The organism is Pseudomonas sp. 2(2015) (assembly GCF_000955865.1).
Lineage (GTDB): Bacteria > Pseudomonadota > Gammaproteobacteria > Pseudomonadales > Pseudomonadaceae > Aquipseudomonas.
In genome coordinates this window covers 288553-312180 of record NZ_JYOF01000010.1, presented here as the reverse complement: position 1 = coordinate 312180, position 23628 = coordinate 288553, and the positions used below count along the sequence as shown (strand labels likewise).

The 23628-nt window shown below is 56.5% G+C and carries 29 protein-coding genes; 8 read left to right on the top strand and 21 right to left on the bottom strand.

The genetic code is table 11. The features are described 5' to 3' along the window. Nucleotides 1-4: 4 nt before the first annotated feature. From UB48_RS15170 to UB48_RS15120, 11 genes are all read right to left on the bottom strand, one after another. Nucleotides 5-565: a phage baseplate assembly protein V gene (locus UB48_RS15170; protein ID WP_045198412.1), complete on the bottom strand. Its 561-nt coding sequence runs from the start codon at nucleotides 563-565 to the stop codon at nucleotides 5-7. Further along, the gene (locus UB48_RS15165; RefSeq protein ID WP_275559870.1) at nucleotides 562-1122 is read right to left on the bottom strand and encodes a hypothetical protein; all 561 of its coding nucleotides are present in this window, start codon (nucleotides 1120-1122) and stop codon (nucleotides 562-564) included. The genes UB48_RS15170 and UB48_RS15165 overlap by 4 nt, the downstream gene beginning before the upstream one ends. After that, a complete protein-coding gene (locus tag UB48_RS15160; RefSeq protein WP_045198411.1) occupies nucleotides 1097-1477 on the bottom strand; it encodes a hypothetical protein in 381 nt (126 codons plus the stop codon). The genes UB48_RS15165 and UB48_RS15160 overlap by 26 nt, the downstream gene beginning before the upstream one ends. Next, complete coding sequence (locus UB48_RS15155; protein WP_275559869.1) at nucleotides 1477-1752, bottom strand: hypothetical protein; 276 nt, start codon at nucleotides 1750-1752, stop codon at nucleotides 1477-1479. The genes UB48_RS15160 and UB48_RS15155 overlap by 1 nt, the downstream gene beginning before the upstream one ends. A 108-nt stretch (nucleotides 1753-1860) precedes the next feature. Continuing rightward, complete coding sequence (locus UB48_RS15150; RefSeq protein ID WP_275559880.1) at nucleotides 1861-3918, bottom strand: ClpP-like prohead protease/major capsid protein fusion protein; 2058 nt, start codon at nucleotides 3916-3918, stop codon at nucleotides 1861-1863. Then, nucleotides 3854-5392: a phage portal protein gene (locus UB48_RS15145; RefSeq protein WP_045198405.1), complete on the bottom strand. Its 1539-nt coding sequence runs from the start codon at nucleotides 5390-5392 to the stop codon at nucleotides 3854-3856. Before UB48_RS15145 ends, UB48_RS15150 begins: the two co-directional genes overlap by 65 nt. Then, the gene (locus tag UB48_RS15140; protein ID WP_045198404.1) at nucleotides 5389-5589 is read right to left on the bottom strand and encodes a hypothetical protein; all 201 of its coding nucleotides are present in this window, start codon (nucleotides 5587-5589) and stop codon (nucleotides 5389-5391) included. Before UB48_RS15140 ends, UB48_RS15145 begins: the two co-directional genes overlap by 4 nt. Next, entirely contained in the window at nucleotides 5580-7670 is a 2091-nt protein-coding gene (locus tag UB48_RS15135) for a phage terminase large subunit family protein (protein ID WP_045198402.1), read from the bottom strand. Before UB48_RS15135 ends, UB48_RS15140 begins: the two co-directional genes overlap by 10 nt. Beyond that, the gene (locus UB48_RS15130) at nucleotides 7633-8178 is read right to left on the bottom strand and encodes a terminase small subunit (RefSeq protein ID WP_045198400.1); all 546 of its coding nucleotides are present in this window, start codon (nucleotides 8176-8178) and stop codon (nucleotides 7633-7635) included. Before UB48_RS15130 ends, UB48_RS15135 begins: the two co-directional genes overlap by 38 nt. Nucleotides 8179-8319: 141 nt before the next feature. Then, nucleotides 8320-9063, bottom strand: a complete 744-nt coding sequence (locus UB48_RS15125; protein WP_045198398.1) for a hypothetical protein — start codon at nucleotides 9061-9063, stop codon at nucleotides 8320-8322. 12 nt (nucleotides 9064-9075) lie between these two features. Beyond that, nucleotides 9076-9396 (bottom strand): phage holin family protein, encoded by a 321-nt coding sequence (locus UB48_RS15120; RefSeq protein WP_045198396.1) that lies wholly within the window; start codon nucleotides 9394-9396, stop codon nucleotides 9076-9078. A gap of 363 nt (nucleotides 9397-9759) precedes the next feature. Between UB48_RS15120 and UB48_RS15115 the strand changes: the two genes are divergently transcribed. Continuing rightward, nucleotides 9760-11364 carry an ATP-dependent endonuclease gene (locus tag UB48_RS15115; protein WP_045198394.1) on the top strand — a complete coding sequence of 535 codons (1605 nt, stop codon included), beginning with the start codon at nucleotides 9760-9762 and terminating at the stop codon, nucleotides 11362-11364. Nucleotides 11365-11409: 45 nt separating this feature from the next. Here the strand turns inward: UB48_RS15115 and UB48_RS15110 are convergent, their stop codons facing one another. The 7 genes from UB48_RS15110 to UB48_RS15075 all read right to left on the bottom strand — a co-directional run bounded on the left by UB48_RS15110 (nucleotide 11410) and on the right by UB48_RS15075 (nucleotide 16528). Beyond that, complete coding sequence (locus UB48_RS15110) at nucleotides 11410-11799, bottom strand: antiterminator Q family protein (protein WP_177329163.1); 390 nt, start codon at nucleotides 11797-11799, stop codon at nucleotides 11410-11412. A gap of 4 nt (nucleotides 11800-11803) precedes the next feature. Continuing rightward, nucleotides 11804-12133 carry a hypothetical protein gene (locus tag UB48_RS28215; protein ID WP_045198472.1) on the bottom strand — a complete coding sequence of 110 codons (330 nt, stop codon included), beginning with the start codon at nucleotides 12131-12133 and terminating at the stop codon, nucleotides 11804-11806. After that, entirely contained in the window at nucleotides 12096-13421 is a 1326-nt protein-coding gene (locus tag UB48_RS15100; RefSeq protein WP_045198392.1) for a site-specific integrase, read from the bottom strand. The genes UB48_RS28215 and UB48_RS15100 overlap by 38 nt, the downstream gene beginning before the upstream one ends. Then, complete coding sequence (locus tag UB48_RS15095) at nucleotides 13418-13651, bottom strand: hypothetical protein (RefSeq protein WP_045198391.1); 234 nt, start codon at nucleotides 13649-13651, stop codon at nucleotides 13418-13420. The genes UB48_RS15100 and UB48_RS15095 overlap by 4 nt, the downstream gene beginning before the upstream one ends. Then, on the bottom strand, nucleotides 13651-15030 hold the full coding sequence (dnaB, locus tag UB48_RS15090; RefSeq protein ID WP_045198390.1) for a replicative DNA helicase: 1380 nt from the start codon (nucleotides 15028-15030) through the stop codon (nucleotides 13651-13653). Before dnaB ends, UB48_RS15095 begins: the two co-directional genes overlap by 1 nt. Next, complete coding sequence (locus UB48_RS27320) at nucleotides 15023-15742, bottom strand: helix-turn-helix domain-containing protein (protein WP_275559862.1); 720 nt, start codon at nucleotides 15740-15742, stop codon at nucleotides 15023-15025. Before UB48_RS27320 ends, dnaB begins: the two co-directional genes overlap by 8 nt. Before the next feature lie 561 nt (nucleotides 15743-16303). Further along, nucleotides 16304-16528: a helix-turn-helix transcriptional regulator gene (locus UB48_RS15075; RefSeq protein WP_045198387.1), complete on the bottom strand. Its 225-nt coding sequence runs from the start codon at nucleotides 16526-16528 to the stop codon at nucleotides 16304-16306. A 104-nt stretch (nucleotides 16529-16632) separates the two neighbouring features. Here UB48_RS15075 and UB48_RS15070 point away from each other — a divergent pair, with 104 nt between their 5' ends. The 7 genes from UB48_RS15070 to UB48_RS15040 all read left to right on the top strand — a co-directional run bounded on the left by UB48_RS15070 (nucleotide 16633) and on the right by UB48_RS15040 (nucleotide 20479). After that, nucleotides 16633-17361 carry a helix-turn-helix transcriptional regulator gene (locus UB48_RS15070; RefSeq protein WP_045198469.1) on the top strand — a complete coding sequence of 243 codons (729 nt, stop codon included), beginning with the start codon at nucleotides 16633-16635 and terminating at the stop codon, nucleotides 17359-17361. A 361-nt stretch (nucleotides 17362-17722) separates the two neighbouring features. After that, nucleotides 17723-17911: a carbon storage regulator CsrA gene (csrA, locus tag UB48_RS15065; RefSeq protein ID WP_045198385.1), complete on the top strand. Its 189-nt coding sequence runs from the start codon at nucleotides 17723-17725 to the stop codon at nucleotides 17909-17911. 158 nt (nucleotides 17912-18069) lie between these two features. After that, nucleotides 18070-18456 (top strand): response regulator transcription factor, encoded by a 387-nt coding sequence (locus UB48_RS15060; protein WP_045198383.1) that lies wholly within the window; start codon nucleotides 18070-18072, stop codon nucleotides 18454-18456. A 22-nt stretch (nucleotides 18457-18478) separates the two neighbouring features. Beyond that, nucleotides 18479-18748 carry a hypothetical protein gene (locus tag UB48_RS15055; RefSeq protein ID WP_045198381.1) on the top strand — a complete coding sequence of 90 codons (270 nt, stop codon included), beginning with the start codon at nucleotides 18479-18481 and terminating at the stop codon, nucleotides 18746-18748. Next, nucleotides 18745-19206: a hypothetical protein gene (locus tag UB48_RS15050; protein ID WP_045198380.1), complete on the top strand. Its 462-nt coding sequence runs from the start codon at nucleotides 18745-18747 to the stop codon at nucleotides 19204-19206. The genes UB48_RS15055 and UB48_RS15050 overlap by 4 nt, the downstream gene beginning before the upstream one ends. A gap of 88 nt (nucleotides 19207-19294) precedes the next feature. Further along, nucleotides 19295-19642: a hypothetical protein gene (locus tag UB48_RS15045; protein WP_045198378.1), complete on the top strand. Its 348-nt coding sequence runs from the start codon at nucleotides 19295-19297 to the stop codon at nucleotides 19640-19642. 21 nt (nucleotides 19643-19663) lie between these two features. Further along, the gene (locus UB48_RS15040) at nucleotides 19664-20479 is read left to right on the top strand and encodes a DUF2303 family protein (RefSeq protein ID WP_045198376.1); all 816 of its coding nucleotides are present in this window, start codon (nucleotides 19664-19666) and stop codon (nucleotides 20477-20479) included. A 100-nt stretch (nucleotides 20480-20579) separates the two neighbouring features. Here UB48_RS15040 and UB48_RS15035 read toward each other — a convergent pair whose 3' ends face one another. The 3 genes from UB48_RS15035 to UB48_RS15030 all read right to left on the bottom strand — a co-directional run bounded on the left by UB48_RS15035 (nucleotide 20580) and on the right by UB48_RS15030 (nucleotide 23173). Continuing rightward, nucleotides 20580-20834 (bottom strand): hypothetical protein, encoded by a 255-nt coding sequence (locus UB48_RS15035; protein WP_045198374.1) that lies wholly within the window; start codon nucleotides 20832-20834, stop codon nucleotides 20580-20582. Nucleotides 20835-21078: 244 nt separating this feature from the next. Then, a complete protein-coding gene (locus UB48_RS27315; RefSeq protein WP_082075450.1) occupies nucleotides 21079-21924 on the bottom strand; it encodes a DUF4435 domain-containing protein in 846 nt (281 codons plus the stop codon). Continuing rightward, on the bottom strand, nucleotides 21911-23173 hold the full coding sequence (locus UB48_RS15030; protein WP_045198372.1) for an ATP-binding protein: 1263 nt from the start codon (nucleotides 23171-23173) through the stop codon (nucleotides 21911-21913). The genes UB48_RS27315 and UB48_RS15030 overlap by 14 nt, the downstream gene beginning before the upstream one ends. Between the last annotated feature and the right edge of the window lie 455 nt (nucleotides 23174-23628).

Here is a 23628-nt window from a genome sequence, read left to right as displayed (position 1 = left end):
GCCCTCAGTGCTTGTGGTTTGCCGTGTTGCCGGCGGTGTCGATGATCTTGCCGCCGCCGTTGATATCGCCCGTTACGCGTAACGGGCCGTTGATCTGCACTGTTCCAGTCAGGGTAATGTTGCTGGCCGTGGCGGTGATGGCGTTATCCGTAACGACCGCCGTACTGCCGCCGACCTTGATTGTCGCGGTACCCGTGGGCAGCTCGATGGTGTAGCTGTTGGCCTTCCAGTCGTAGACCAGTGAGCCGCCGTCATCGAAACGCCACACCTCGACGTGGTCGCGGTTATCCGGCTGGGCCCCGGCGTTGCCATACAACCCCGGCACGAACGTGCCCTGCGCCGGCTCGCCGCTGGGGCTGATCAACGCGCCCTGCTCGTCCAGGCTCGGCGCGCGCCAGTGCCTGGCCTTGCCAGCGGCCTGGCTGTGCCAGCGCACCCAGGCGCTCGTCCAGCCAGCCCCGTCGGAAACGCGCACCATGGCGGCGGCCAGGTCGACCGCCACCACCCGGCAGGGGATCACCAGGCCGGCCAACATGCGGTCATGCGCTGCTGCCGCGTAGCTCATGCCATTTCCTCCGGCGACTGATAGTCACCCTCGGCGCCCGGCCCCGTGTCGGGACTGAAGGCAAACACCAGCGAGCCCGGCGGCTCGTTTTCCCAAGGCCATTCCGTCTGCCCCAGGTAAACGTCCTGCTGCCACATCACCGACCAGGCCGTGCACCGCACCAGTTCGGGGATCATTTCCGATGGCATGGCCTGCACGCCGTGCACCTGACCGACAAAGTCGAGATTCCAATACTGCTCATCGAGCAGCTGCATGAACTTGGATGCCAGAATGGCCGCCTGCAGGGGCGCCATCTTGCGGCCCGACTCCACCAGAATGCAGGCCTCGAAAGTCGCCTTGACGCACAATCGGCCGTCCCCCGGCGAGGTGCCCGGCGCCACACCTGTCATGGCGTAAATCAGCGCCGGCAGCTGCATGCCCTCCTTAAGTACCGGGTAAGCCTCTACATGCTTAACCTGCGGCAGGCCCGCGACCATCGCGGCAGTCATTGCACCGTGAAGCAGCGTAAGCTCACTGGGCAAGGCCAACTCATCAGATGATGTCTGCGGTTCGCTCACTCTCCACCTCCAGCACCAAGGCCACCATGCCATCACCTGTCGGCTCTGGCCGCACCACGCGGTAACGGCCGCCACCCTCAGCGGCCGGCAGCTCGATGGTCAGTGGCGTTTCATTGGGGAAGCGCGCCGCATCTGCAGCCAGCACGCAGAAACGAGGCTCCCCCAGCTCGGCCGCATCGACCTGCATGGCCAGGCCCTTGCCCCCGCCCCTGCCCCCCACCTGGGGGTCAAGAAACGGATTTTCGAAGGTGCCCAGGACCTGGCTGCCGTCCTCCAAAGTCGCGCGGTCACCCACGCGCTGCAGGATTCGGGCAGACAGGCCAGCCATACGGTCGCGAAAGTTCGAGCCCGCCATTACTGCACAATCAGCACTTCGGCATAGCCGTTGAGCGTATCGCTCAACAGCTTGCCGAAGGGCAAAGCGTCGGCAGTACCAGCCGCAACCAGGGCGCCGTCCTTCGCGCTGACTTTTACGCCAGCCTTGAGGCCCGCCGCCGCCGCAACGTTCCAGGCACCGCAGGTGCGGTAAGTGATCGGGGTACCTTTGGGGCCGCTTTGCAGCGGAATCACCGCCAGGTCGCCGATCACCTGCGGCGCCCCTGCCACCGAGCCGCCGGTGGGGGCCGGCAAGGTTACAGTCGCTCCGCTATTTACATGGTTAGTGGCCATAGCCCATTTTTCTCCTACTCCAGAAACAACAAACCCCGCAAAGGCGGGGTACTTGGCAAAACCGGCGGGTTAGGCGCCGACGGAACGACTCAGGCCGCGCGAGTCGAGCGCAGAGACGCCGGCGTCGATGCGCACCTTGGTGGCGATGCCGTCGACGGTGAAGCCCTCTTGCTGCTCGATGTACGGCGTATCAACGCCATCCAGATAGGCCACTTCGATGGTGTCGCTACCCTGGCGGCCTGCCAGGTACCAGGTCGCCGAAGATGCGTCATCAAGGCGCGGATCAGAAATAACCTGAGCAAAGTCCTTGATAGGGTTGATCACGCCGGCGTTGACTTGGGCATTAGGCACCGAGGCGGAACGGATCAGTTGCTTGGCCTTGTCCTCCAGGGCCACCGGGCAAAGCAAGAAGGCCGGGCGGATGTTCAGCGTGCGCGACTTGGCGCCGTCTGCCGTCTTCGCCTTCTGCAGCGCCATCGCCGTTTTTGCGGCGCTCATCGACTCGATCGACAACGCCGAGCCGGCGCCGGTGAACAGGTTTTTACGCGACGCATCGAACAGCGGTTTGCCGTCCTTCATCTTGCCGTTGTCGACCAGCGTTGCGTACACCAGGTCACCGATGGTCGCCCGCGCAGCGATACCCATCAGGCGCGGGATTGCGCTCAGGGCGTCGAGGTCGTCGTTGATGATCGCTTGGCGGTCGATGGTGAACAGCTCGCCATAGCTGGCCAGCTTGATGGTTTCGCCGGAGTCGGTGAGGGTGATGTTTTTATACTCGGCACCAGGGCGCACCTCACGCAGCGCCGAGAACGACCCCAGGCCGACACGGTTGGCCACCTTGAAGTCACTGAGACGGCCGGTTCGGGTCCACAGGTGGAAGGTTTCTTCGGCCTCTTCCCAGCCTGCCAGCAGCGCCCGGTGCGAGGCATCCAGCAGGATGTTGCCGAAGTCGCTTGAGCTGTGAGTGAAGGCCATGCCGACCATATCCAGCGGCCGCAGCGTGGCTATGCCAATACCGCGATCCTGCAACGAGGCACGGGCCAGCTCGCGCAAGGTCATGTAGTTGTAAGCGTTGTCGGCTTGGTTATCCTCGAAACCCAAGCGGCCATAGATCGATGCGCGCACCGAGTCGCCTACAAGGTTGCCGTTACCGACGTGGCCAGGGTGACGGGCAGTTGGCGCATTCACTGGCGCAGTATCGGCCCCCAAGGCCGCCAGCAAACGCTCACGCGCCACGGCAGTGGTGCAGGTCATATCCGCTTGGCAGGACTGCAGCAGCTCAGCATGCGCCACCGCGAAGTTGCCGACAAAGACAGCGGCAATGTCGCCACGGCGCTGGGTTTCATCTGCCCGGAACTGGGCGAGCATCGCGGCCGCTTGCTGGTCAGCTGCCGCAGCGGCTGGTGCAGGTGCCGGGGCCGGCGCTGGGGCAGGGGCCGGGTTAGGCGCAGAGGCCCGCGGCTGAATCAGGGCGCGCATTTCTGGTGGCATGCTGGTGTATTCCTCTAAACGTTTCGAACTGAGTTGAGCGGCGGCCTTGAGCGGTTCCAACACCTGATCCGCGAAGCCGGCCGCCACCGCTTCGTTGCCATCCATCCAGGTGGTTTGCTTGAGCATCGCCGCGATTTCCTCGACGCTCTTGCCCGACTTGCGCACATAAGCCTGAATCAACGTGCCTTCGACCTTATCCAGCAAGTCGGCGTAATCGCGCATGTCGTCAGCATCGCCGACCTGCCCACCCCACGGCTTGTGAATCATCATCATGGCGTTGGCGGGGATGTAGATCACATCGCCTGCCATCGCCACAACGCTGGCCATCGACGCGGCCATGCCGTCGATGTACACCTCTACCCGCGCCGAATGACCGCGCAGGATGTTGTACATCGCGGTCCCGTCCATCACGTCGCCGCCGCCGGAGTGAATACGCAAGTTGATCTGTGACACGTCACCCAGCGCGGCCAAATCGCGCGCGAACTGGCGCGCTGAGATACCCCAGGCGCCGATATCGTCGTACAACATGACCTCGGCCACGCCACGCGAGGCGGCGTGGATGGTGTACCAACTATCCTCGGGCTTGTTTGCTTGGCTGATTGCCGCCCGAGGCTGGATCAGCGGGGTCTTTCGCATTGTCTGCATTGCCTTTGTTCCCGTAGAACTTGTGGAAGGCGTCCGAGCCGAACACCAGCCCTTTCGCCCGGTTGAACAAGATTTCCGCCATGCGGGATTTCTTGAGTTCCGCAGGGTTACGCCCCCGCGAGCGCGCTACCTCCGCCTCATCGGCAAAACCGGCGTCGACTAACAGATTCCAAGCCGTCGCCTCATGAACAGGGTTGATCCAGGGCATTACAGGACCTTGGTACACCGCCGAAAACACGGTGTCGGGGTCAACGTCGGCCGGCACCTTGATCTGCCCGCTGACAATGGCCGTCTCTAGCCACCTGCGGTACACCGGCCGACACCAGTAGTCAATAAACTCATGCTGCAGCAGGTCATAGCCCAACTGCCCCTCGACCAGCTCCTGGCGTTGCGCCGAATAGGTGCCGTCGTAGCTGCGCGCCACGCTGGAATGCGTGCTGCGCGTGCCGGCTGCCACCGCCTTCAACTGCCCCGAACGGAACGGCTCAAGGAAAGTATTAGGCCGGTTACTCTCGATCATGCCGACCTCTTCGCCCGGCTTCAGGCCGTCATAGAGCATGCCGGGCTTGATCGGAATCGACCGCTCTTTGGCGTTCTGTACGGGCGTGTACTCGTCGGGCGAGCCCTTCTTGATGTACATACCCAGCGCCGCACTGATCCGCGCGGCAACGCGCTCGCTTTCCTCGTAGTCCTTAATATCCGCCAGGCGGGTGATTACCCCGTGCAACAGCGGAACACCACGGTTCTGCCCAATCCGCTTGCGGTAGGCAATGTGCAACATCCGGTCCGCCGGCACCGACTTAGTGTTCTGCGCCAAGCCATGCACGATCAGGTCGCCGGGGTGTCGCTTGTAGACGTGGTAGGCACGAACGCGCCGCCACTCGTTACGCTCGACGCCCTGGGCAATCCCTTTGGACAGGTCGTTGTATTCCCATGGCAGGTAGTCAGGCTCCAGCAGCTCCAAGGCAAACGGCACTTTATGTAGGTGCTCATAGCCAGCCACCTTGCCGATCACCTGTTGGGCCAAGGCCTCGCCGTCGCGCAGCCAAGTGCGGCACACCAGGCGCTCCATCTGCGGCCGGGTCAGCTCGCCCGATACCTCCGGGCAAAGCGACCATTCCGCCCATTCTGCTTTGAGCAGGCCGGCAAAGCCGGTATGCACGTTGCCGGAGTAGTCCAGGGGCAGCGGCTCCACAGAAATACCAGGGCCGCCAACAATCCGTTCCTCCAGCCGGTCGAGCAGACCAATGACAATGTCGTGGTCTTCGTCCAGCTTGCGGCACTGCTCGCGCATCGAGCGGCCATCTTTCTGCAGCGAGGCGTTGGCACTGCGGCCCTGTCGCTTAGCCTTATGCGTGCGGGTTACGGTAGCGGCCTCATAGGCCTGGATCACGTCACGGGCGGCCATGCGCTGCGCTACCCAGCGGGGAAACAGCGGCTCAAGCACCCGATCAACGCGATTCATTCAAAGACAGCCACGGCATAGCCGGGGCCGCCTCGGGAGGCTGCTACACGCTGCTCCCACTCCTGCCGCCCTTTGATGATCTGGGGTAAGTCCGCCATTACCACCCGCCGACCGTTGAATTGCGTGTCTTTGCCTGCCAACACGTCGCGCTCAGCCTGCATGTACAGGTCGAGCATTTCCTGGGGGTTTACAGCCATGGGTTGTCCTCTCCTACGCCCAGGAAGCCGTCGGCATCGACTGGCTCGGGCAGTGTTGTTTCGTTGGGTTCTGATTCCGGCTCGGCCGGCGGCTCGTCTACTTCGTCTAATTCCTCGGACTCGTCCGGCTCGCCTTGCGCGTCCGGCTCGTCGTCTTGCTCGTCCGATTCGTCGTCTTCCACCAAGGGCTCCCACCCGCGAGCCTCTGGGCTCAGATCCTCAGTCAATGACTCAAGGTCAAGCCCGAACTTGTCTTGGCTGATCCGTAGCGCCGCCAGGGCGTATACAAAACAGTCGAGTGCCTCGTTGCGACGCTTACTGGCATCCCAGCGCAGCACGCGCCGACCTTTCGCCAAAACCCATTTCTTGGTTTCGCTGGTCAGCTGCTTAAGCTCGTCGTCATCACAAATTGAATCATCGGCCGGGAAGTGAATCAGGCCCGGCACCGGACGATTGCCGTCCGGCTGCAGCTTGAGGCGGTTGTAAATGACCTCTTTGGCGTTGTCGGTACCAACCTCGGTCAGGTAAGTCTTTGACTTTTTCTCTTTCTTGCGCGGGAAGCTGGCAATCGGCTTGCCGTAGGTACTGGCCCCGAAAATCGGAACCACCCAATGCAGGCCGAGCTTTCGGCTCTGCGCCCGTACAGTTTCCGAGTGGTGGCCACCGGAGTCCCAGCACCACCGCATCACATCCATTTTCATGCCGTCGGCACGGGTGAACTGTTTGCGCAGCTGCAGCGCGACCTGGCGCAGCAGGTGGACGCTGGCAGGATCGCCGGTCAATACGCGCCGGTAGATCAACCAAGCCTCCTCATCGGCGCCGAAGCCCCATACCCGCAGCTCGTAACGGTCGTCCTGGGTATCGATGCCCCCCATCAGAACGACGCAACGCGCCGGCACTTCGGCCCCATACACCTCTCGGCGTTCGCGCAACTTCTCCCAATCGACTTTTTCCGAAATATCCTCTTCCCAGGCCTCGCCGAGCGTGGTGTTTACAAAGGTCTTGAGCTTGCCCCGGTCGTTGCCAGCCTTGACCCGCTCGTCGGCGATCTTTACCCAGGTGGTGAAGGTCGAATAGATGGTCCAGATATGGAAGGTAAGCCGGCGTGGCGTGCGAAGTGGCTTATCGTCAGGGCCAAACCACTCCATGCTGTCGCGCGTCCAAATGCCGGTACGCTCGCAGATGTAACGGCCGAATTGAGAGGCCGCCATCATTTCATGGTGCTCAAAGGTGCAGCCGTTGCCCGATTCGCACAGGTACCAGGCCTTATCTACTTCGCCTAATTCGTCCTTGGACCACTTGAGCCCATAAGGCTCATCAGGCCCGCCAAACTTCAATGTCTGCTCGGTTTGGCAGTGCGGGCAGCGGATATGGAAGCGCAGCAGGTAGGCCGACTCGCCGGCCGCCCGCGTGATCTGGCAACTGCCTGCCAGCTTGGGCGTTGACCCGCGTATCGATTTCGGGAAGGTCGCACCTTCCAGACGCTTATCACCCAGAAAAGTCGGCGAGCCCTCGTTGCCAATGTCGGCATTGAAGCTCGACAACTCGTCGTAGCCGACCTCATCCGGGCTTTTCTCCCGGTAGTTGCCCGCCGCCGTACCACCCAGCCACCACAAAACCTTGCGGTTCTCGAAGGTCTTTTGATCCTCGGTGTTGTCCTTGTGCTTTTTGCCGTACCAGGGCGCCATGGCCTTGATAACGGGCACATCGCGAATCATCGGATCGACGTGCTTCTTCATGATGCCTTTGGCGTCGTCGTCCGTAGGGCTCCACATGCAGACGCTGCGCTTCTTGTGCCTGAGCTTGTAGGCGATATTGGCCATCAGCATCTTGGTGTAGCCAACCCGCGCCGACTTCAGCAGGTTCAGCTCATGAATCAGGTCATTGCCCATGGCGTTGAGCAACGCCACTTGAAACCATTCGGTGGTCCACTTGCCCTCGCCATAGGACGATTCGGAGGACATATAGAAGTATTTGTCGGCCCATTCGACGCCCGTCATGGGCGGGTCTACTTCTAGGTTTTTGAGCCCGCGCCGGACCGCTTCAACTAGCCCCTTCAGCCAGGGAGTTGATGTACTCATTCAAAAGCTCCGGTATGCGATCCGCCAACGCAACGGCCTCGTTACGCGTAACGGCAATCTCGCTTTCGACCGCCTCTAAGTGGCGCACATTGATATCGGGGTGCTTACGCTTGACGTTTTTGTGCACGGTGTTGAGGGTCGAGGCCAATTGCGCTGACAGGCTTGCGAGCGCGAAGACCATGAAACCGACCGGCACAAGCTCCTTGTCGGAGACCTTGTTTTTGCTTTCCTGGGCATCTGCTTGCCCCTTGGTAAGGCGCAAACGCTCGCAGGCGATCTTGTATTCAATGAGCGGATCGATCTCATCTGCGCCAGGTTGGTGTTTTCCACTCTGGTGCTGCAGGCGGTTGTCCAGCACAACACGGGTGTCATAGAAGTTCTCCCTACCGATCTTTGCGACCGGCGTGACACCCCAGTTATCAAAGGCTTGAACCGAAATCCCGAGACTTGCGGCCATGCGTGTTTTGTTTAGCCAGTACGGCTGACGGGTGATGGTTTGATTAGCCATAGTCGAAACAACAACCAACCTCCGAAAAAGGGTCATACATAGCGAAAGAGCGGGGCCCGAATTACCCCCTACCGCCGGGGGGCCTGGGAGGACCCATTGCCGGGGGGAGGGGGTGGCGGCAGCCCCTCCCCACCCTACCCATTACGACCGCGCGGTGGCAATGGCTTGGCCAAGCGCCGCAGTGAACACGGCCTGCTCATGCGCCTTAACGATGTTCTCGGCGACCTTGAAGAACGGGAAGATCACCCGATAGCCCGGCGCGCCGTCGCTGTAGATGAAGACCGGGCGCACCGCGTCGCCAAAGGCCGAAGCCTTGCGCTCCCATACGCCTTGTGAACCCTCGACCGAGCCGACGAAATAGCGATTGGCATTGCCCTTGCGCTGACTGCGCTTGCTTCCCGTGGCGTTGGCCTGATGCCCGCGCCCAGACTCAGCAGCCCCGAGACCCGAAAGGATACGGATCATGGTGCCGCGCGAGACGTTGCCGTATTGATTGAGCAGGTCCTTGGCCGGCAGGGCGAACTGCCCCGACTTCATCAGTCCTTGAGCAATCAACGACTTTTCAAAGCGCTTATGGGGTCGCTGACCGCCCTGTACCGCTTGCTGCAGGTAGGTATCAGCTGGAATGCCCGTGGTCCAAGCATCCTTGAAATACACCTTTGCCGGCCGGGCCTTGGTGGCCGACTGAACAAACAGGCTATTCATCGTGGTAGGGGTTGGCCGGTCGAGGCGCTGCCGCATCACCTTGAGCATGCCGGGCTTTACCCAGTCCTTGGCCAGGCGCGTTTGAGTCAGTACCAGGGCGAACGGGATTTGCTTGTTCCGAAGGTCCGAAATTTCCCGATAAAGCGGGGCGCTGTCGGCATTGATCGTGAGGCTGAACACTTCCTACCCCTCTTAGCTGCGGTCGTTGATTCCGGCTTTCTTGGCCAGAAACTGGGTATACAAGCCTCCGGCGACATCGGCGCCGATCACTGCAATGACAATGCCCAGTCCAGCGGCAAGGTAGAGGTTGTTCCACAGAGCCATCGCGAGCAGTAGCGTCGCCATGCCAAGCAGGCCAGACGCAAGAAAACGAAGGGCTACACGCTGTAAAATCTGCCGAATGCCAAGGTCAGTACCTGATGCCCTAAGCATTTCTCCAGACAGCCCGGCCATGCTCAACAACACCAAAAGCCAAAGGGGAACATCGGCAAGAGCTTGATGCTCAGTGTTCATCTGTAGTCCTCAAATAAGTCCGGCCTCCATGGCCCTGTCATCCGCTGGAAGCAAAGAGCAGGCATAGGGCCGAAAACGAAAAAGCCCCGCACGAAGGCGGGGCTTGCAAATGGGCACAAAAAACCCAGCTCATTGGCCGGGTTCTTGAAGGCGTCTCGCTGCGTGCACAGCAACACACGCTGCTATGAAAACAGATCTATTCCGCGCGGAAAATAGCTTTTTAAAAAGGCAGCCCTCCCCCTCACGCCGGTCGGCCAGTTGATGCACATTCCTGTAGACCCGTTAAGCGAGCAATCTGGTAGCAACAAGCTACTATTCAACGCTGCGTCTTTCCTTTTTCTGTCACTTCCGCATGGAGGCCATATGAAAATCGCTAACGTTACTATTGATAACTTTAGATCGATCGAGCATGCGAGCTTAACTTTGTCAGACTTCAACACCCTAATTGGTCAAAACAATACAGGTAAGACTAATCTTTTCGAAGCCATCAACTGGTTTTACACTGGCTCAGGCTCTACTGGTGACATAAAATTTCAACGAGACCCTAACAGAGAAATCATTGTTAGCGTTGAATTTTCCGGGGCACAGCATGGTGCCGAAAATATGGTAAACGAAGCAAACAGGACAAAAATCCTGAACATTCTTTCAGGCGCTGATTCAATAACCATAACCAGACAAAGTTCCGACCCTAAAAAGCGCACAGTAACCGTCAATGGAGAAGTCAAGAAAAACCCCACTGGTTTCGATACAGCCTTGAACGATTTCTTACCGAAATTTGAGTACATACACACGCGCCAATATTATGAGGAATTCACCAAATACAACCAAAAAAGCGCAGTAGGAATCATGCTCTCGTCTGTCATAGAAGAAATTTTAAGCGACGACCCAAAATATCGAGCCTTTAGAAGCACATTTGAGGATCTATTTAATTCAGAGGATTCTGCAGTTAACGGACATTTCAAAGCACTTGGCGGGTCAGTAAAAAATCATCTTGAAAAGCAATTCTCAGAATGCACAAAAGTATTTTTTGAAGTTCAATCACCTGAATTCAACGATCTCTTAAAAAAATTCGAAACTGTTGTCGATGATGGCATTGAAACTTACGCTAGCGAAAAAGGGGATGGTATGCAGCGGGCCTTAATGCTCGCGATCATCCAGGCATATGCTGATTATCGAAAGGCCAGGGAAGACGCGGGCAAATCATTCCTGTTCTTTATTGATGAGGCAGAACTTCACTTGCATCCGACGGCACAACGAAAGCTTAAGAATGTTCTGCTTGAGCTAAGCAAAAGTTTAGACCAGGTTGTAATAAGCACGCACTCTTCAGTTTTCGTAGCCGACTCCAGCGAAAACGAGTCTGTATTCAAAACAGAAAAAAACGATTGCAGAACAGACATATTCAAAACTGAGGACACCGATAAGCCGTATATCATTTACGAACTTCTAGGCGGAAGCCCGGCAGACCTACTGCTACCAAGAAACTTTTTAATAGTAGAAGGCCCTAGCGAATTTGAGTTGCTCACCAGGGTCATCAAGCGTCACTACAATGAAAAACCGCCAATTCAAATTATCTCTGCCGAAGGCGACACTCACCAGGCGAAGCGATCAATCAATGCCATAGTTAAAGCTTACTCACCAATGGGACACAGCATATATAGCGAACGAACTATAATTTTGTGCGATCAGCCAACAGAAAAAGCAAAACCTGGATTTGACCAATTTATTGGGAATCACGAAATCCTTCACAAGCGCGGTCAGATTCTGGTTCTGCCATTCGGAAGTTTGGAGGAATGCTATCCAGATGAAAATGAGTGGAGAAGAAGCGAAGATGCTACGAAGGGCATGACCGGGCACCAAAAGAAGCAACTTGCTAAAACAGTTGGTGACAACATCACAAAAGAGGCTTTTGAGCAGCATATGCCCGCACTTAAGGAAGCTCTATCAAGGTCGTGGGCGAACGCGTTCTAGTTTGATTTACAAGGAGGGCATATGCCCTCCTTGCTACTTTGCATTTCAGGCAGCCTCGCGCATCCCGCTAATTGCACAGTCTATCCATGCAGCCCCAGCCCTAGCCAACTCTCTGGTCTTTCCTTCGCTGATCCTGTAGTGCTTGCCTACACGCATCATTGGCCATTTGGCCCCGTAGTAAAGCCAGATAATATCGCCCATCTGCTGATCGCGAGCTGCAAGCCGAGCTACTGCATTGTCGATGGCAAGTGCCCAGTCGTCGCTAATGCAATAGTTCTTGCTCGCCGATGGCTGCGGCACTGCCTGGCGCATCAGCGCAAAGGTTGGCGAAGTGTAGATGGGTAGGCCTGCCCCATCCATCCGCCACCACCCCCACTGCTCCAGCAGATACTCGGTATCGCCCAACGGCCGACCTGCCGGCTTTCGAATCATCATGCTCTCAATCCCCTGTGTAATTTGTGCCGCCCGCCCCCAGGCGGTTCGATTCTTGGTATTGCTGCTGCGGGCCGACTACTTTGGCCGGCCCTTTCAGCACTTCGATTTGCCTCTGAGCCTGCTGCAATTTGAAACTCAACTGCGTCACCAGCTCCTCAAGCGGAAGCACCAACCTAGAACCCTCAACAACCCAACCTGACCCATTGCAATCAGTGCAGACCAACTCAAAGAAAACCCCTTTTACAACCGCCCTCCCCCTGCATACCGTGCACTGAACGAGGTCCAGGCGCGGCCTGCTAAAGCCATGGTCCATGCCCTTTTTCACGTTCTGCATTCTCCCCTGTAACAAATTCGTCGATTGGGCTCCGCGCCTTGCGTGACTTGGCCTGTGGCCCATTGTGAGAAATTGCGGATTGCACGCCCGTCAACCCGTGAATGGCTGCAAAGCCGATCCCATCTAACCATCCGTGCCACAGCTCAAGCGCTTCTCGGCGCAGGCCGTTGCCCTTGGTTTTGATGTAGGTATCAGCAACCTTTCCCAGTGAGTGATTCAGCAGCATTTCGCCAATGAACCCGTCGACGCCCATGTCGAGCCAGGCAGTTCGGGCGACCTTGCGCAGGTCGTGGCTGGACCAGGTGCGAATGGCCAGGCGGCGGAATACGGCCGATGCCTGGCTAGGACTGATCGCCTGCCCTTTTCGCCCGGGAAACAGGTATTGCCCGCTGTAACCGCTTGCGAGCTGCGCAGCACGATAGCGCCGCAACAGAGCGCACACTTGCGGAGTCAACGGTAGACGGTGCTCGGTCCGGGTCTTGGTGCGCTCGGAAGGTATGAACCATTCGGCATGGCTGAGGGCGAAGTCGGCCCATTCAGCACGGCGAGTTTCCCCCAGGCGCGTGCCATGACAGATCATCAGCAGCGCCAACATCGCGTCAGTCGGGGCCTGCTCAAACAGCGCGCCGAGTGCTGGGACGACCTCCTCCAGGTGATCTGCCCGAAGCCGGCCATCTTTGGGTAGGATTTTGGTCTTGATGAAGTGGTTGAACTTCATTTCTGCCATGGGGTTACCGGCGATCAGGCCTAACTCGCGAGCCTTCCCAGTGGCCAGGCTCAGCACCCGGAAAATCTGGCGAACGTAGGACGTCGAGCACTCAGCTTGGACAGGCCACATCAGGGACTTATCGAGAGTGGCTGCGGTCAATGCACTGATTGGAAACTCACCCAGACGCGGCAGTAGGTGCCTGTCGATTACCGTCCTAACAGTGCGCTTCCACGAATCTGATAGCGCGGCGTCATTCGCCACTCGCTCCTTGAACCAGGTCAGCAAGTCATTGAACGTCACCAGACCGGCCAAGGCGACAGCTTCGCCTGGCCGACTGAGCAAACGCTGGCGAAGGTTGGGCAGCTCCGCGAAAATCGCAGCCGGGCCGTACTCTGGAAAGCGAGCGAGGCGGTTCCATTTGCGACGGACAACCAAGAACCAGGTCCCAGCATTTCGACTTTGGTCAAACCGAAACCGCAAGCCCGGGTGCCGAGGATCTCGCAGATCGCGAACCTCCAAGTTGGCAGCCTGACGACGGATTTCAGCATCGGACAACTTCACCTCGGCAGTAGCCTTCATGCAGAAACCACCTTTTGAGCCTTCCAGGCCGCGATATCGACCACCTCAAAGGTGCTAGGCCACATCAGCGCGCCGTAACGTTCGGCCATCGCCCGATCAACGAACAATGCCAACGCATGATCAGGGGTGCAGCCAAGTTCCCACTTGAATGAGCAGCAGAACACGACAAAACGGTAGTTTCTCGGATCAGGAACAGCCAGCAGGCGGTCAACAGCAACGATTTCGGCCATCAGAACCTATCCTTGTTTGCATAACGGCCAGCCAGGCTGGTCACCTTCTCCGGCTGAGTTTTCGGCGCCGGAGCCCAACCGGCAGCCAAGTTCTCAAAACGGTTGTATTGACCCAGGAAAGCGGCACGAACAGTACCCATTTCGATATCGCGGCCCTTACCGATGATGATTTCAGCAATGCCCTTGGCTTCGGTGTTTTCGTGATACACCTCGTCGCGGTACACGAACAGGATCACATCGGCGTCTTGCTCGATAGCGCCTGATTCGCGCAGGTCAGACGGGACAGGTCGTTTGTTGGGGCGCTCTTCACACTTGCGGGAAAGCTGGCTGAGCAATACCACCGGAATGCCCAGCTCTTTGGCCAACAACTTGCAGCCGCGGCTGATGCTGCTCACCTCTTCGGTGCGGTTGCCACCGTCTCCCTCGACCAGTTGCAGGTAATCGATCATCAGCAGGTCAAGGCCATAGCGCATCTTGTGCCGCCGAGCCAACGAGCGAATGCGCCCGATAGTCGAGCCAGCCCGGTCAGCGATGTACAGAGGCGCACTACGCAGCAGACCTGCCGCTGCAGCGAGTTCAGCGCCATGGTTCTGGCAGGCGGTTCCGTTCTTCACCTGCGCAAGCGGAATGCGCCCCTCCGAAGCTACGGCGCGATCCAACAGCTGCCCCTTATTCATCTCCAGGCTGATGACGAGAGACGACTTGCTCTGGCGTACAGCCGCATCAACGGCAAAGCCCATGGCGAGCGTGGTCTTTCCCATAGCTGGGCGTCCAGCGACCACGTACAGGTGATCAGGCTGCAAGCCACCGAGCTTCTCGTCCAGGTCTTTCAGGCCAGTCGACAGCCCGATAAGCGTCTCGCCGCGAGCGTGTCGATCATGGCGTTCCTGCCAGACTTCCAGCTGATCCGCGAGAACGTCGCCGACCTTCGAAATGTCGTCATCGCCTGCTCCACAGTCGAGCGCCATTGCAGCAGCTTGCAAGGTGGCAATTTTGGTTTGCACGTCCTGTTCACTGTGCGCGATCTCTAGAGCGTGACTTCCCAGGTCGAACAGAGAGCGTTCGATAGCCCTCTCTCGCACAATCGCTGCGTAGGTTTTGGCATTGGCGACACTTGGGGTGTTCTTCACGATCTCGGCACAATAAGCCAGAGCGCGGTCACCGGTTGGCAACGTGCCGACCTGTTCGGCGACGGTCAAGAAGTCGACAGCCTTGCCAGCAGCCCGCACGGCCATGATCCCGCGAAACACATCGGCGTTCTCAGCGAAGTAAAACGCCTCGGCTGTCAGATCGTCGCTGAGGGTGTCGATCAGCTCAGGGCGACTCATCATCGAGCCCAGCAGACCATGTTCAGCCTCGATGCTATACGGGTCACGCATTGTAATTACCCTCTACGACTTTCACGAAGTTGGTCGGCGCAATGAGCCAGTCGAAGTTGCAGCGGAAAGGTTTGTTGTCTCGGCCCCCTACCCGGCCCATCAGCCAGTCACTGGCCTGGACCATGCCGAAGAAGTCACGCCAGAAATCCAGATCTTGGTGAACAGGGCTCTCTGTCAGTCGAGCCTGCACCTTCGACTTACGGTCCTTGTTGACCAAGACAACACGCGGCAGCTCAGGCAGCAACTCGTTGAACAACTCCACGACCTGATCAACCGATACCGTTTTCGAGTCGTCGGGAGTGCTCGCGGATGATCCTGACGGTTCCTTGATGGTTCCCTTACGGTTCTGGGGGCATTTGTTGCCGGGGTGGGGGGCATCTGGTGCCGGGGTGGGGGGCATTTCTTGCCGGGGTTGGGGGGCATCTGTTGCAGGGGGGCACGAAATGCCGGGGTAGTAGGAAAAAGGGCTGATGGTGTACCAGGTCGAGCGGCCGGAACGCATGTGCGCAGTCAGGATTCTCGACTCTTCCAGCCAGCGCAAGGCATAGCGGACAGTACGTTCTGTAAGGCAGGTGCGCTCCGCGATGCGCGCGACGGAAGGCCAGCAGACACCTTCGTCGTTGGCATTGTCCGCCAGAGAAATTAGCACTGCCTTTTGTGCTGGGCTCATGCCCTGCAACGGCCAGCAAGCGCTCATGATGATGGTACTCACAGATGCCCCCTCACACCGACCCGACGCGTCAGACTCTTGTTTTTGGGAAAAGCTGACGCGTCAGCACCGCCCTTGATTGAATAGATCCCGGTGTGCATAATTGATCCTGTTGTTTGTTGAAGAAGCCGGGCTGCCACCCGGTTTTTTTTCGCCTGCAAGAACACTTACTTGTTCGCGACCTCACCATTTCTAGCTAGGAAAGCGACATGAGTACTCAAGGGACTATTTGCGGGTATCACGCCCGGCTTCCGCGTTTCGCCGTTAATACTGCGGAGGGCTTTTCGATTGTTGATGTGATGATTGGCCAACTGAAGGTTGGCGATCATGTGAGCGGGAACCTTTGGGAGCTTGGTCGGGCTGTGCTGACAAACCACACCAGTGGAGACATCGTCGAAGTCTTCGTCGAAGCAACTCACGCCAGCCGAGCAACCGCCGAATCTCTGCTTCAGAGTAGATAACCCCAGGTTCGAATTTCACTCCTCCATCCTCCTTACTGGTTAAATTCACAGCTACTCCGAGTCCCTACTGAAGCGATACCGGACCGGAGATAATTAGCCCTATTCAGGCAGCGTTGTTGCCCTGTTCTGTAGGTGGGAACGCTTCATCTAGACTGCAGCTGGCTCCCAATTCGTTCAGGGCGATAACAATCAAGCGGGCTTCCTCGAGCCCAGGAATGCGTCGCCCCGCTTCATAGTTAGCAAGGCGCGACTGGTGCCAATTGAGCTTCCGCCGAAGATCGGCCTGGGTAATACACGCCTCCTCTCGGATTTTTCGAACGTTGTTCATATGGGTTTCCTATGAGCCTGAACCAAGAATAAACACGTTGCGTGTTATTTACAATCACAAATAGTGAAAGCGAGGTATTTCATAACGTGATTACAATCACGACCATGAAAGAGACTCTTGGACAACGCATCAAACGGCATCGAAAGGCAGCTGGGCTCTCACAGGCGGCCCTGGCGGCTGCGTGCGGCTGGAGATCACAGTCACGGGTTGGCAACTACGAGACTAATACTCGCGAACCCACGCTCGCAGACCTTCAACTGATCGCGAAGGCGATAGGTGTGGATGCCTCGGAAATCATCCTCGACTTTAAGCCAGGCGCTCTAGACCAGAGCAAAGCTAAGGTTGTGGCGAACGCAACGCCCCTCGGACCGATTGATGTCTGGGACGATGACACGCCACTGGATGGAGATGAGGTGTACGTGCCGTACCTAAAAGAGGTCGAGCTATCTGTCGGCCAAGGCAGGACAACTATTGAACAGTCTCAAACACGCAAGCTGCGACTTGGGAAAGCGATGCTGCAGAAGCAAAATGTTGAACCAAGCGACGCCGTGTGCGTAACCGTCAGTGGCAATAGCATGGAGCCAGTGCTTCCCGACGGTAGCACTGTAGCTGTTGATCAAGGCTCCACTACAGTAGTCGATGGGAAAATGTACGCTATCAATCACGGAGGGCAGCTCCGCGTGAAGACGCTGTATCGCCTTCCTGGCGGTGGCATACGCATGCGCAGCTTCAATCGCGATGAACACCCAGACGAGGAGTACACCGCTAGAGATATGGAGACCAAGGAAGTCTTCGTTCTCGGCAGGGTGTTCTGGTCCTCCGCTCTCTGGTAACCACTTACTGCGCTTCAAATAACCCGGCACTCGCCGGGTTTTTTATTGCCTCCAGAAAAATAAATCACATTTCGTGTTGACACCAATAAACACATTGCGTGATATTTGCGCTGTGCCGGATCACCACCGGTCAGCAACGAAGGCAGCGATGGACTGGCCTAAACAGTTCAGAGGGTTGGCAACTGACCCAGGCGTGCAGCGTAAAGCGCGAATTCAGTTTTCCGGCGGACCAGGGTCGCGGCCGGAGGAACAATTAGAGGTGTGCTCTCGGGTTGCCGCCAGTGGCGGGCCCAGTGCGGGAAGCATCACTGAAGCGCCTGGTCTTCCGGGCGCTTTGGGATGACAACCAAGGAGAAGGACCATGTTGATACTCACCCGCCGCGTGGGCGAAACCATCCGCATCAACGATGACATCAGCGTGACCGTGCTTAACGTCAATGGCCGCCAGGTAAGGTTGGGGGTTGAAGCTCCTGAGCGAGTGGCCGTCCATCGCGAAGAGATTTACCAGCGAATCCGAGCCGAACAGCCGGAGGCAGCCCCCCCAGCCTGACGTAGAACAACCAGCGCCACGTCAGCCTGACGTTAACTGCCCGATCACCTAGCACCAGGCTGCATCGGTAGAGCCCTTTCCATCACTTACCAGGAATTCAGACTCCAGCAGGCCGGACGGCGCTCTACCAATGCAGCCACATCTACCGAGAACTCCGCATGGAATCGACAATCATCAATGGCGCATGGAAGGGCCACCTTGGCCGTGGCCTTGCTCCGCGAGAACTTGAATGCGTCCTATCTGTAGCCCAGGGAAAAACGGCTAAGGAGATTGCCCAAGCCATCGGCATTGCTCCGTGTTCGGTGGCGAAGAGAATTACTGCCGCCATGTTCAAGCTCGGCGTCAACCGCCGGGCGGCCCTGGTGGCCGAGGCGATGAAACGCCAAATCATCAGCCCGTTGTGCATCGTACTTGCCGGATTGATGTCCATGCACGCCGCTTTGGGTGATACCGACACAGTACGTCGTGACCGGCGCGCGCCGGAGCGGCGAACAGCTGAAATTCGAATCATTCGCAAGGCAGAGTCGTTCGACCTGCACGCCTGATACCTACCTCAAGGAATTGACCATGCATCCAACCATGCAGCAGCGCGTGGAAGGCCTGGCGGCCCTGCGCGAACGAACCGTACTGGCCACCGCTGACTTCTACGCCAAGATCTGGCGGCCTGCTCCAGCCGAGGGGCCGCACTACAAGGCTGTAGCCAAGTGCAACGCCTGGCACATTGTCGAAGTAAAGACCGGCAAGACCCGCTGCTTCTGCTTCAGCTACAAAGCCGCCATACGGTTTGTTGATGTGCTGGAGGCAGCAGCAACGCGCAAGCTGGTTGGGCTGCAATGATTAGGCGCAAGCCGCACAGCATGCGTGCCCGCCTGGAGCGCTCTTGCAGAGCCTTGGTCGCATCCAATCACGCGGCAGTGGTGAACATCGATCCCAGCGGGAAGCAGGTGCTGGTCAACTGGAAGAACTACAAGCAGATACGGCAGCAACAGATCGTCAACGCCGTCTGCGACATCGCACACCGCTGGACCATCTACCTGAGCGTGATGTGCCAGAAGGTCAATGGCGAGCAGTACTGCAAGTCCGTCGAGGTGGCGCCCCAGGGTAACTACTTGGCCTCGCACCTCACTGACGTGATCGAGGCCACCTACACGGATCTGCTCGCCCAGTGCAACCCGCAACACGTCGTGGCCGCCGGATGGATCGCGATTCCGGCGGACCTGACGCTTGAAGAGGCGCAGGCCGCCGCAGTGTTCGAAGCCGTCGGCGCCTGGAGACAAGTGAAGCTCGCGGCATGAAACGGATCAATCACCGCGTACGGCACGGCCGACGTCAGCACCAAATCACATTGCCGCCGAGCGGCATCTTGCCCACGGAGAAGAAGCCATGCCAACCCCAACCAATACGGCCGAGTTCCTTGAAGAACTGAACGGCGGCGCATTCGCCAGCCAGATCGGCCATGCCCTTTCCGAAGTAGCCGCCGGGGTCGTTGATTACGACAAGGCCGGGAAAGTGGTCATCACGCTGGACTTCAGCCGTATCGGCGAGTCCAGCCAAGTAAAGATCAAGCACAAGCTCGACTACAAGGTGCCGACCAAGCGCGGCACTCGTAGTGAGAACACCAGCCTGGACACGCCGATGCATGTCGGCACCGGCGGCAAAATCACCCTCTTTCAGGAAAAGCACGATCAGCTCTTCAGTCGAGATGAAGCCCCTATCACTCCCCGCACCTGATACCCACCAAGGAAAAGCAGCATGTCCCTTAGTAAAGAAGCAATTCAACTCATCACTGACAACGCCCTGGCCGCTGCTGGCAAAGCCCTGGCCACCAACACGCCCACCGTACTGGTGGCGGATAGCACCACTGTTGTCGACCTGGAGCGTTTTCAGTTAGGTCGTAGCCGATTCCGTGGCACTTACTCAACTCACTCTCTGGCGGACTACAGCGCCTATGTGGTCGAACGCGCAGAGCCAGCCGCCCGAGGCTTCATCGATCAGGACAACATGAGCTGCATCGTGCTGTTCAACATCGGCACCCCGGATTTACCAGGCCACGCTGACGACCGTGCCGTGCTACGCCTGAAGGCCTCGGCCGCCTTCGCGGCAGTCCAAGCGGTGTGCGGGCAGGGCCTGAACCAGAAGGCCATGAGCGATTGGATCGAAGACTGGATCCAACATCTGACGGTCACGGACGAAAATGGTACTGTCATGTCGATTGCCAAGGCTATCGCTGCGGTGCGCACCATCACGGTCAAGGCTTCGTCGGAAAGCGATCATGCCGTGGGCGAGACCCGCGCCAGCCGCAGCACCATGGATCAGATCGAGGCCAGCAGCAAAGAGACTCTCCCAGCCTGGCTGGACTTCAAGGTTATCCCGTTCGAAGGCTTGGGCGAGCAGGTGATTCGCCTGCGCGTATCTGTCCTTACTGGCGGCTCGCAGCCGGTGCTGAAACTGCGTTGGATCGGTGAAGAATCACAGCGCGAAGCCATCGCCCAAGAGTTCAAGGCGGTGCTTCATGTCAAGGTAGGCGCGTCGGCGGTGCTCTCTTTGGGTACTTTCGACGCGAAGTAATTTAGGCCCGCGCCACGAAATCACGGTTTCGCCGCCTGTGGCGCGGAAGCCTCAGCAGTTCAGCGCAAGGGAAGACCTGCACCACAACCGCGAGCAGCTTTCACTCGGGTGCAATCACGAATAGGCAGTTGTGCGCACCATCGACAACCATTGCTCTTCCAGCCTCGGTCTCGACGATAGAGCCAAGATACTTGCCATCAAGGCTGTAAAACTCATCCCCATCGAATCTGTACAAAAGCTCAGGCCCTGAAATAGATCGCACGAACTCGTCTTCGTCGATCCTCCCCATTGGAAGTTGTCCGGGCATGCGCCCTTTGAATACGTTGTACCGCCCCTTGCTGAAATCAGTGGCCATCCAATCCTCCAATTCCCGGCCCCATGCCGGTCACCCGTACCCCATCCCACCCCAAACTGCCACCATGCCGCCACCAACACGGAAGGCGGCGCATGCGTGGAGAAAGCCATGCAGCACCTCCGCAAAACCGAATCGCTGACTGCTCTGACCACCGTACGCCTCTATGCGAGAAGAAGGCTGCCGCACAGAATTCCGAGTAGGAGAAATTGGGTCAAATATTTCTGCGGTCTCGAAAACTAATTACTCACAAAGCATCAAGCTTTTGCATAGCTGATTTGATTTGACTACTGTAATAGTCTGCTCCTGGCAACTTTTTAAAATTCCCACGAACAAATTCTATAGCGCTCGAGTACATAGACTCAAAAGAGATACTATTCCCACGACCATGATCTTTTAATTTCGCTGAAAGATATTTTTGGGCGGCACTAGCAAGAAAATGCCCTTTCATATGAAACGAGTAATTCACACCATGACCATCTATCAGCGATTGAGCATAAGCTAGCTCCTGCTGGTTCATTTTTCCTTCCATTTCAGAAATTTTACTTTCAAGCTTTTTTGCATCGATGAATATCGATTTTTCGCCATCCATAAATCTTGTGCAGTTATCACCCAAAGCAGAAAATGTCTTTTCAAAAACATGGCAGGCGACGTCATATGCTATCAACACTTTGAAACGCTCAAAGAAGCCCTCAAGCCATTCACGGCATACCTGCGCATCAGCTCGATACTGGCGACACCAAACCGATGATATTTGCGATAACGACCTATGACAGTAAAGCGTATTCTCAATAGAGTAGCCGTAGGTATAAAGCACCCTCTCTTCCTTCTTATCGGCACCTGTCAACCTTATAAAATCAGAGTCACGAGCCGCTATCAGCTTTAGATCTTCATCAACAATACGATCGATTATTTTATCAAGTTCGACTGCCCCACCGACGCTTTGCACCTCTACATTGGCATCCGCAAATACCTTAAACGCGATACTCCAAAATGGAACATCATCATCGCCTTCAACGTAGACCACGGCATCACAACGATAAAAAAGGTCAAGAACATTCGTTGCATCTGAAGAATACTCAATTCCCGACATGAAGAATATCCTCCATATCGACCATACACCCTCTGTATTTACCGGCGATTTCAGGAGAGTGAGTAGCAACTAAAACCTGAGCATTCGGATTCAGTTTTTTTATAGCCGGTATAATTTTTCTTTGCCAAGCGATATGCAAAGACAATTCAGGCTCGTCAGCCAGGAAAATGTAAGGTTCTTGGCGTTGCAATAGGGCCTCTGCAAAAATAATAAGCAACTGCTTCTCACCAGAAGATAGTTTGGAGATCGGAATAGACGATGGCGATTTAACTACAAGCTCGCCAGATTCAAACCCAAACTCTTTCCCTTCAATGAACTCCTTTAGAATAGCGAGAAACAAATCAACCTGGCTGTACACAGACTTGATTTTTTTCTCTGCCTCTAACGACATATCAAATACTTTATGAGCACGCTTGGATGCTTCCAGCGGAGCAAAGTCAACATGTTCAAAAGATTTTTCCTGGCGTTTTATAGCAGCTTTAATTTCCTGAACGGTGGATTCAATAGAGCTAACATGCTCAGCAATTCTTTTATTTATTGAGGACCCATAAATACCCAACTGCTTATAGGCAGCAACAAGGTTTTGTTTTTCTTGATCCGCATCAAAATCTAGTGCATAACCAACTTGGTTAGCTTCATTTTTGTACAGCAACGACATCAAAACATCTCGTTGGAGGTCTACCGAAATATTTCTAGAGCGCTGCGCCAATGAAAGTTGATAATTCGACAGGCTGTGCATTAGCTCATTCAAGCGCATGTCGACTGGCCCTAATACTTTTCGATATGTGCCTCTATCTTGAGCGTCGGGATCAGTATTACTTCGAAAACGATAAACGGACAACGAAGCTAACGATACAATCCCACTCAGCTCATCTTTAATCTTCTGCGCTGCCTCAGCTGCCCTTCGCCTATAAAGCGAAGCACTTCTAAGGTCCTCACCAATTAAAGGAAGTGCAAATTTTCTCTGAGCTATATGGTATCTCACCGCAGTGAACGGCATATCTTCGGACTTCGTAACCTTGATAGTCCTACTGCTTCCATCAAATCCGAGCCGGATAACTACTTCTGTGAAGTCGTTATCCAGCAACGCGACTGTATCCACAGACAAGACAGCATTCAGTATGTTCATGAACGTAGTCTTGCCAGTGCCGTTTTTACCAATGATGATATTTACATCTTGATTAAATCCGCACCTGGCATGGTACTTACCCCAGAATCCATCTATAGAAATTTCAACAAGTTTATACAATCCATGTCCCCTAAACTTTTCTAGTAGGCCCGAACTTGGCCCTACCTCTACTGACTGAACCGGTGTTCAGCGAGAGGTTAAGCCTAGCCTTTGCAAAATGCCACCACAAATGAATCAATTTTGTGACGGTACAGCGGAGCCCTCTAATAAACGGCTGGAGCATCCGTCTCTGCTACCCCTGTGAGCGATGTTGACACCCTCTTCAGGCACCCTCGATCGCTCATCTCAACCACTTATCACAAATTTGTAGCCAACCTCGGTGAGCTATCCCCGTGCCCAAAGAAAACCGATCCAACCATCCGCAAATTGACGCTGTCATATTAGCTTTTGACCCAAAGAGTACATCCGTACTCCGAGCATTCTCCCCACAACAATTCAAGCCTGCCGGCGGCGGGCATGGAGAGCTATTGCCATGAACAACGACATTGCGCCCGGAGACGTCGACAAAGTCACCG

Coding starts and splice junctions, on each gene's coding strand:
- UB48_RS15060 (WP_045198383.1), top strand. CDS start 18,070: ATGGAATCGACAATCATCAATGGCGCATGGAAGGGCCACCTTGGCCGT.
- UB48_RS15100 (WP_045198392.1), bottom strand. CDS start 13,421: ATGAAGGCTACTGCCGAGGTGAAGTTGTCCGATGCTGAAATCCGTCGT.
- UB48_RS15160 (WP_045198411.1), bottom strand. CDS start 1,477: ATGGCGGGCTCGAACTTTCGCGACCGTATGGCTGGCCTGTCTGCCCGA.
- UB48_RS15150 (WP_275559880.1), bottom strand. CDS start 3,918: ATGCGAAAGACCCCGCTGATCCAGCCTCGGGCGGCAATCAGCCAAGCA.
- UB48_RS15040 (WP_045198376.1), top strand. CDS start 19,664: ATGTCCCTTAGTAAAGAAGCAATTCAACTCATCACTGACAACGCCCTG.
- UB48_RS15170 (WP_045198412.1), bottom strand. CDS start 565: ATGAGCTACGCGGCAGCAGCGCATGACCGCATGTTGGCCGGCCTGGTG.
- UB48_RS15050 (WP_045198380.1), top strand. CDS start 18,745: ATGATTAGGCGCAAGCCGCACAGCATGCGTGCCCGCCTGGAGCGCTCT.
- UB48_RS15135 (WP_045198402.1), bottom strand. CDS start 7,670: ATGAGTACATCAACTCCCTGGCTGAAGGGGCTAGTTGAAGCGGTCCGG.
- UB48_RS15110 (WP_177329163.1), bottom strand. CDS start 11,799: ATGATGATTCGAAAGCCGGCAGGTCGGCCGTTGGGCGATACCGAGTAT.
- UB48_RS15045 (WP_045198378.1), top strand. CDS start 19,295: ATGCCAACCCCAACCAATACGGCCGAGTTCCTTGAAGAACTGAACGGC.
- UB48_RS15120 (WP_045198396.1), bottom strand. CDS start 9,396: ATGAACACTGAGCATCAAGCTCTTGCCGATGTTCCCCTTTGGCTTTTG.
- UB48_RS15070 (WP_045198469.1), top strand. CDS start 16,633: ATGAAAGAGACTCTTGGACAACGCATCAAACGGCATCGAAAGGCAGCT.
- UB48_RS15115 (WP_045198394.1), top strand. CDS start 9,760: ATGAAAATCGCTAACGTTACTATTGATAACTTTAGATCGATCGAGCAT.
- UB48_RS27315 (WP_082075450.1), bottom strand. CDS start 21,924: ATGTCGGGAATTGAGTATTCTTCAGATGCAACGAATGTTCTTGACCTT.
- UB48_RS15075 (WP_045198387.1), bottom strand. CDS start 16,528: ATGAACAACGTTCGAAAAATCCGAGAGGAGGCGTGTATTACCCAGGCC.
- UB48_RS15145 (WP_045198405.1), bottom strand. CDS start 5,392: ATGAATCGCGTTGATCGGGTGCTTGAGCCGCTGTTTCCCCGCTGGGTA.
- UB48_RS28215 (WP_045198472.1), bottom strand. CDS start 12,133: ATGCAGAACGTGAAAAAGGGCATGGACCATGGCTTTAGCAGGCCGCGC.
- UB48_RS15140 (WP_045198404.1), bottom strand. CDS start 5,589: ATGGCTGTAAACCCCCAGGAAATGCTCGACCTGTACATGCAGGCTGAG.
- UB48_RS15055 (WP_045198381.1), top strand. CDS start 18,479: ATGCATCCAACCATGCAGCAGCGCGTGGAAGGCCTGGCGGCCCTGCGC.
- csrA (WP_045198385.1), top strand. CDS start 17,723: ATGTTGATACTCACCCGCCGCGTGGGCGAAACCATCCGCATCAACGAT.
- UB48_RS15095 (WP_045198391.1), bottom strand. CDS start 13,651: ATGGCCGAAATCGTTGCTGTTGACCGCCTGCTGGCTGTTCCTGATCCG.
- dnaB (WP_045198390.1), bottom strand. CDS start 15,030: ATGCGTGACCCGTATAGCATCGAGGCTGAACATGGTCTGCTGGGCTCG.
- UB48_RS15035 (WP_045198374.1), bottom strand. CDS start 20,834: ATGGCCACTGATTTCAGCAAGGGGCGGTACAACGTATTCAAAGGGCGC.
- UB48_RS15130 (WP_045198400.1), bottom strand. CDS start 8,178: ATGGCTAATCAAACCATCACCCGTCAGCCGTACTGGCTAAACAAAACA.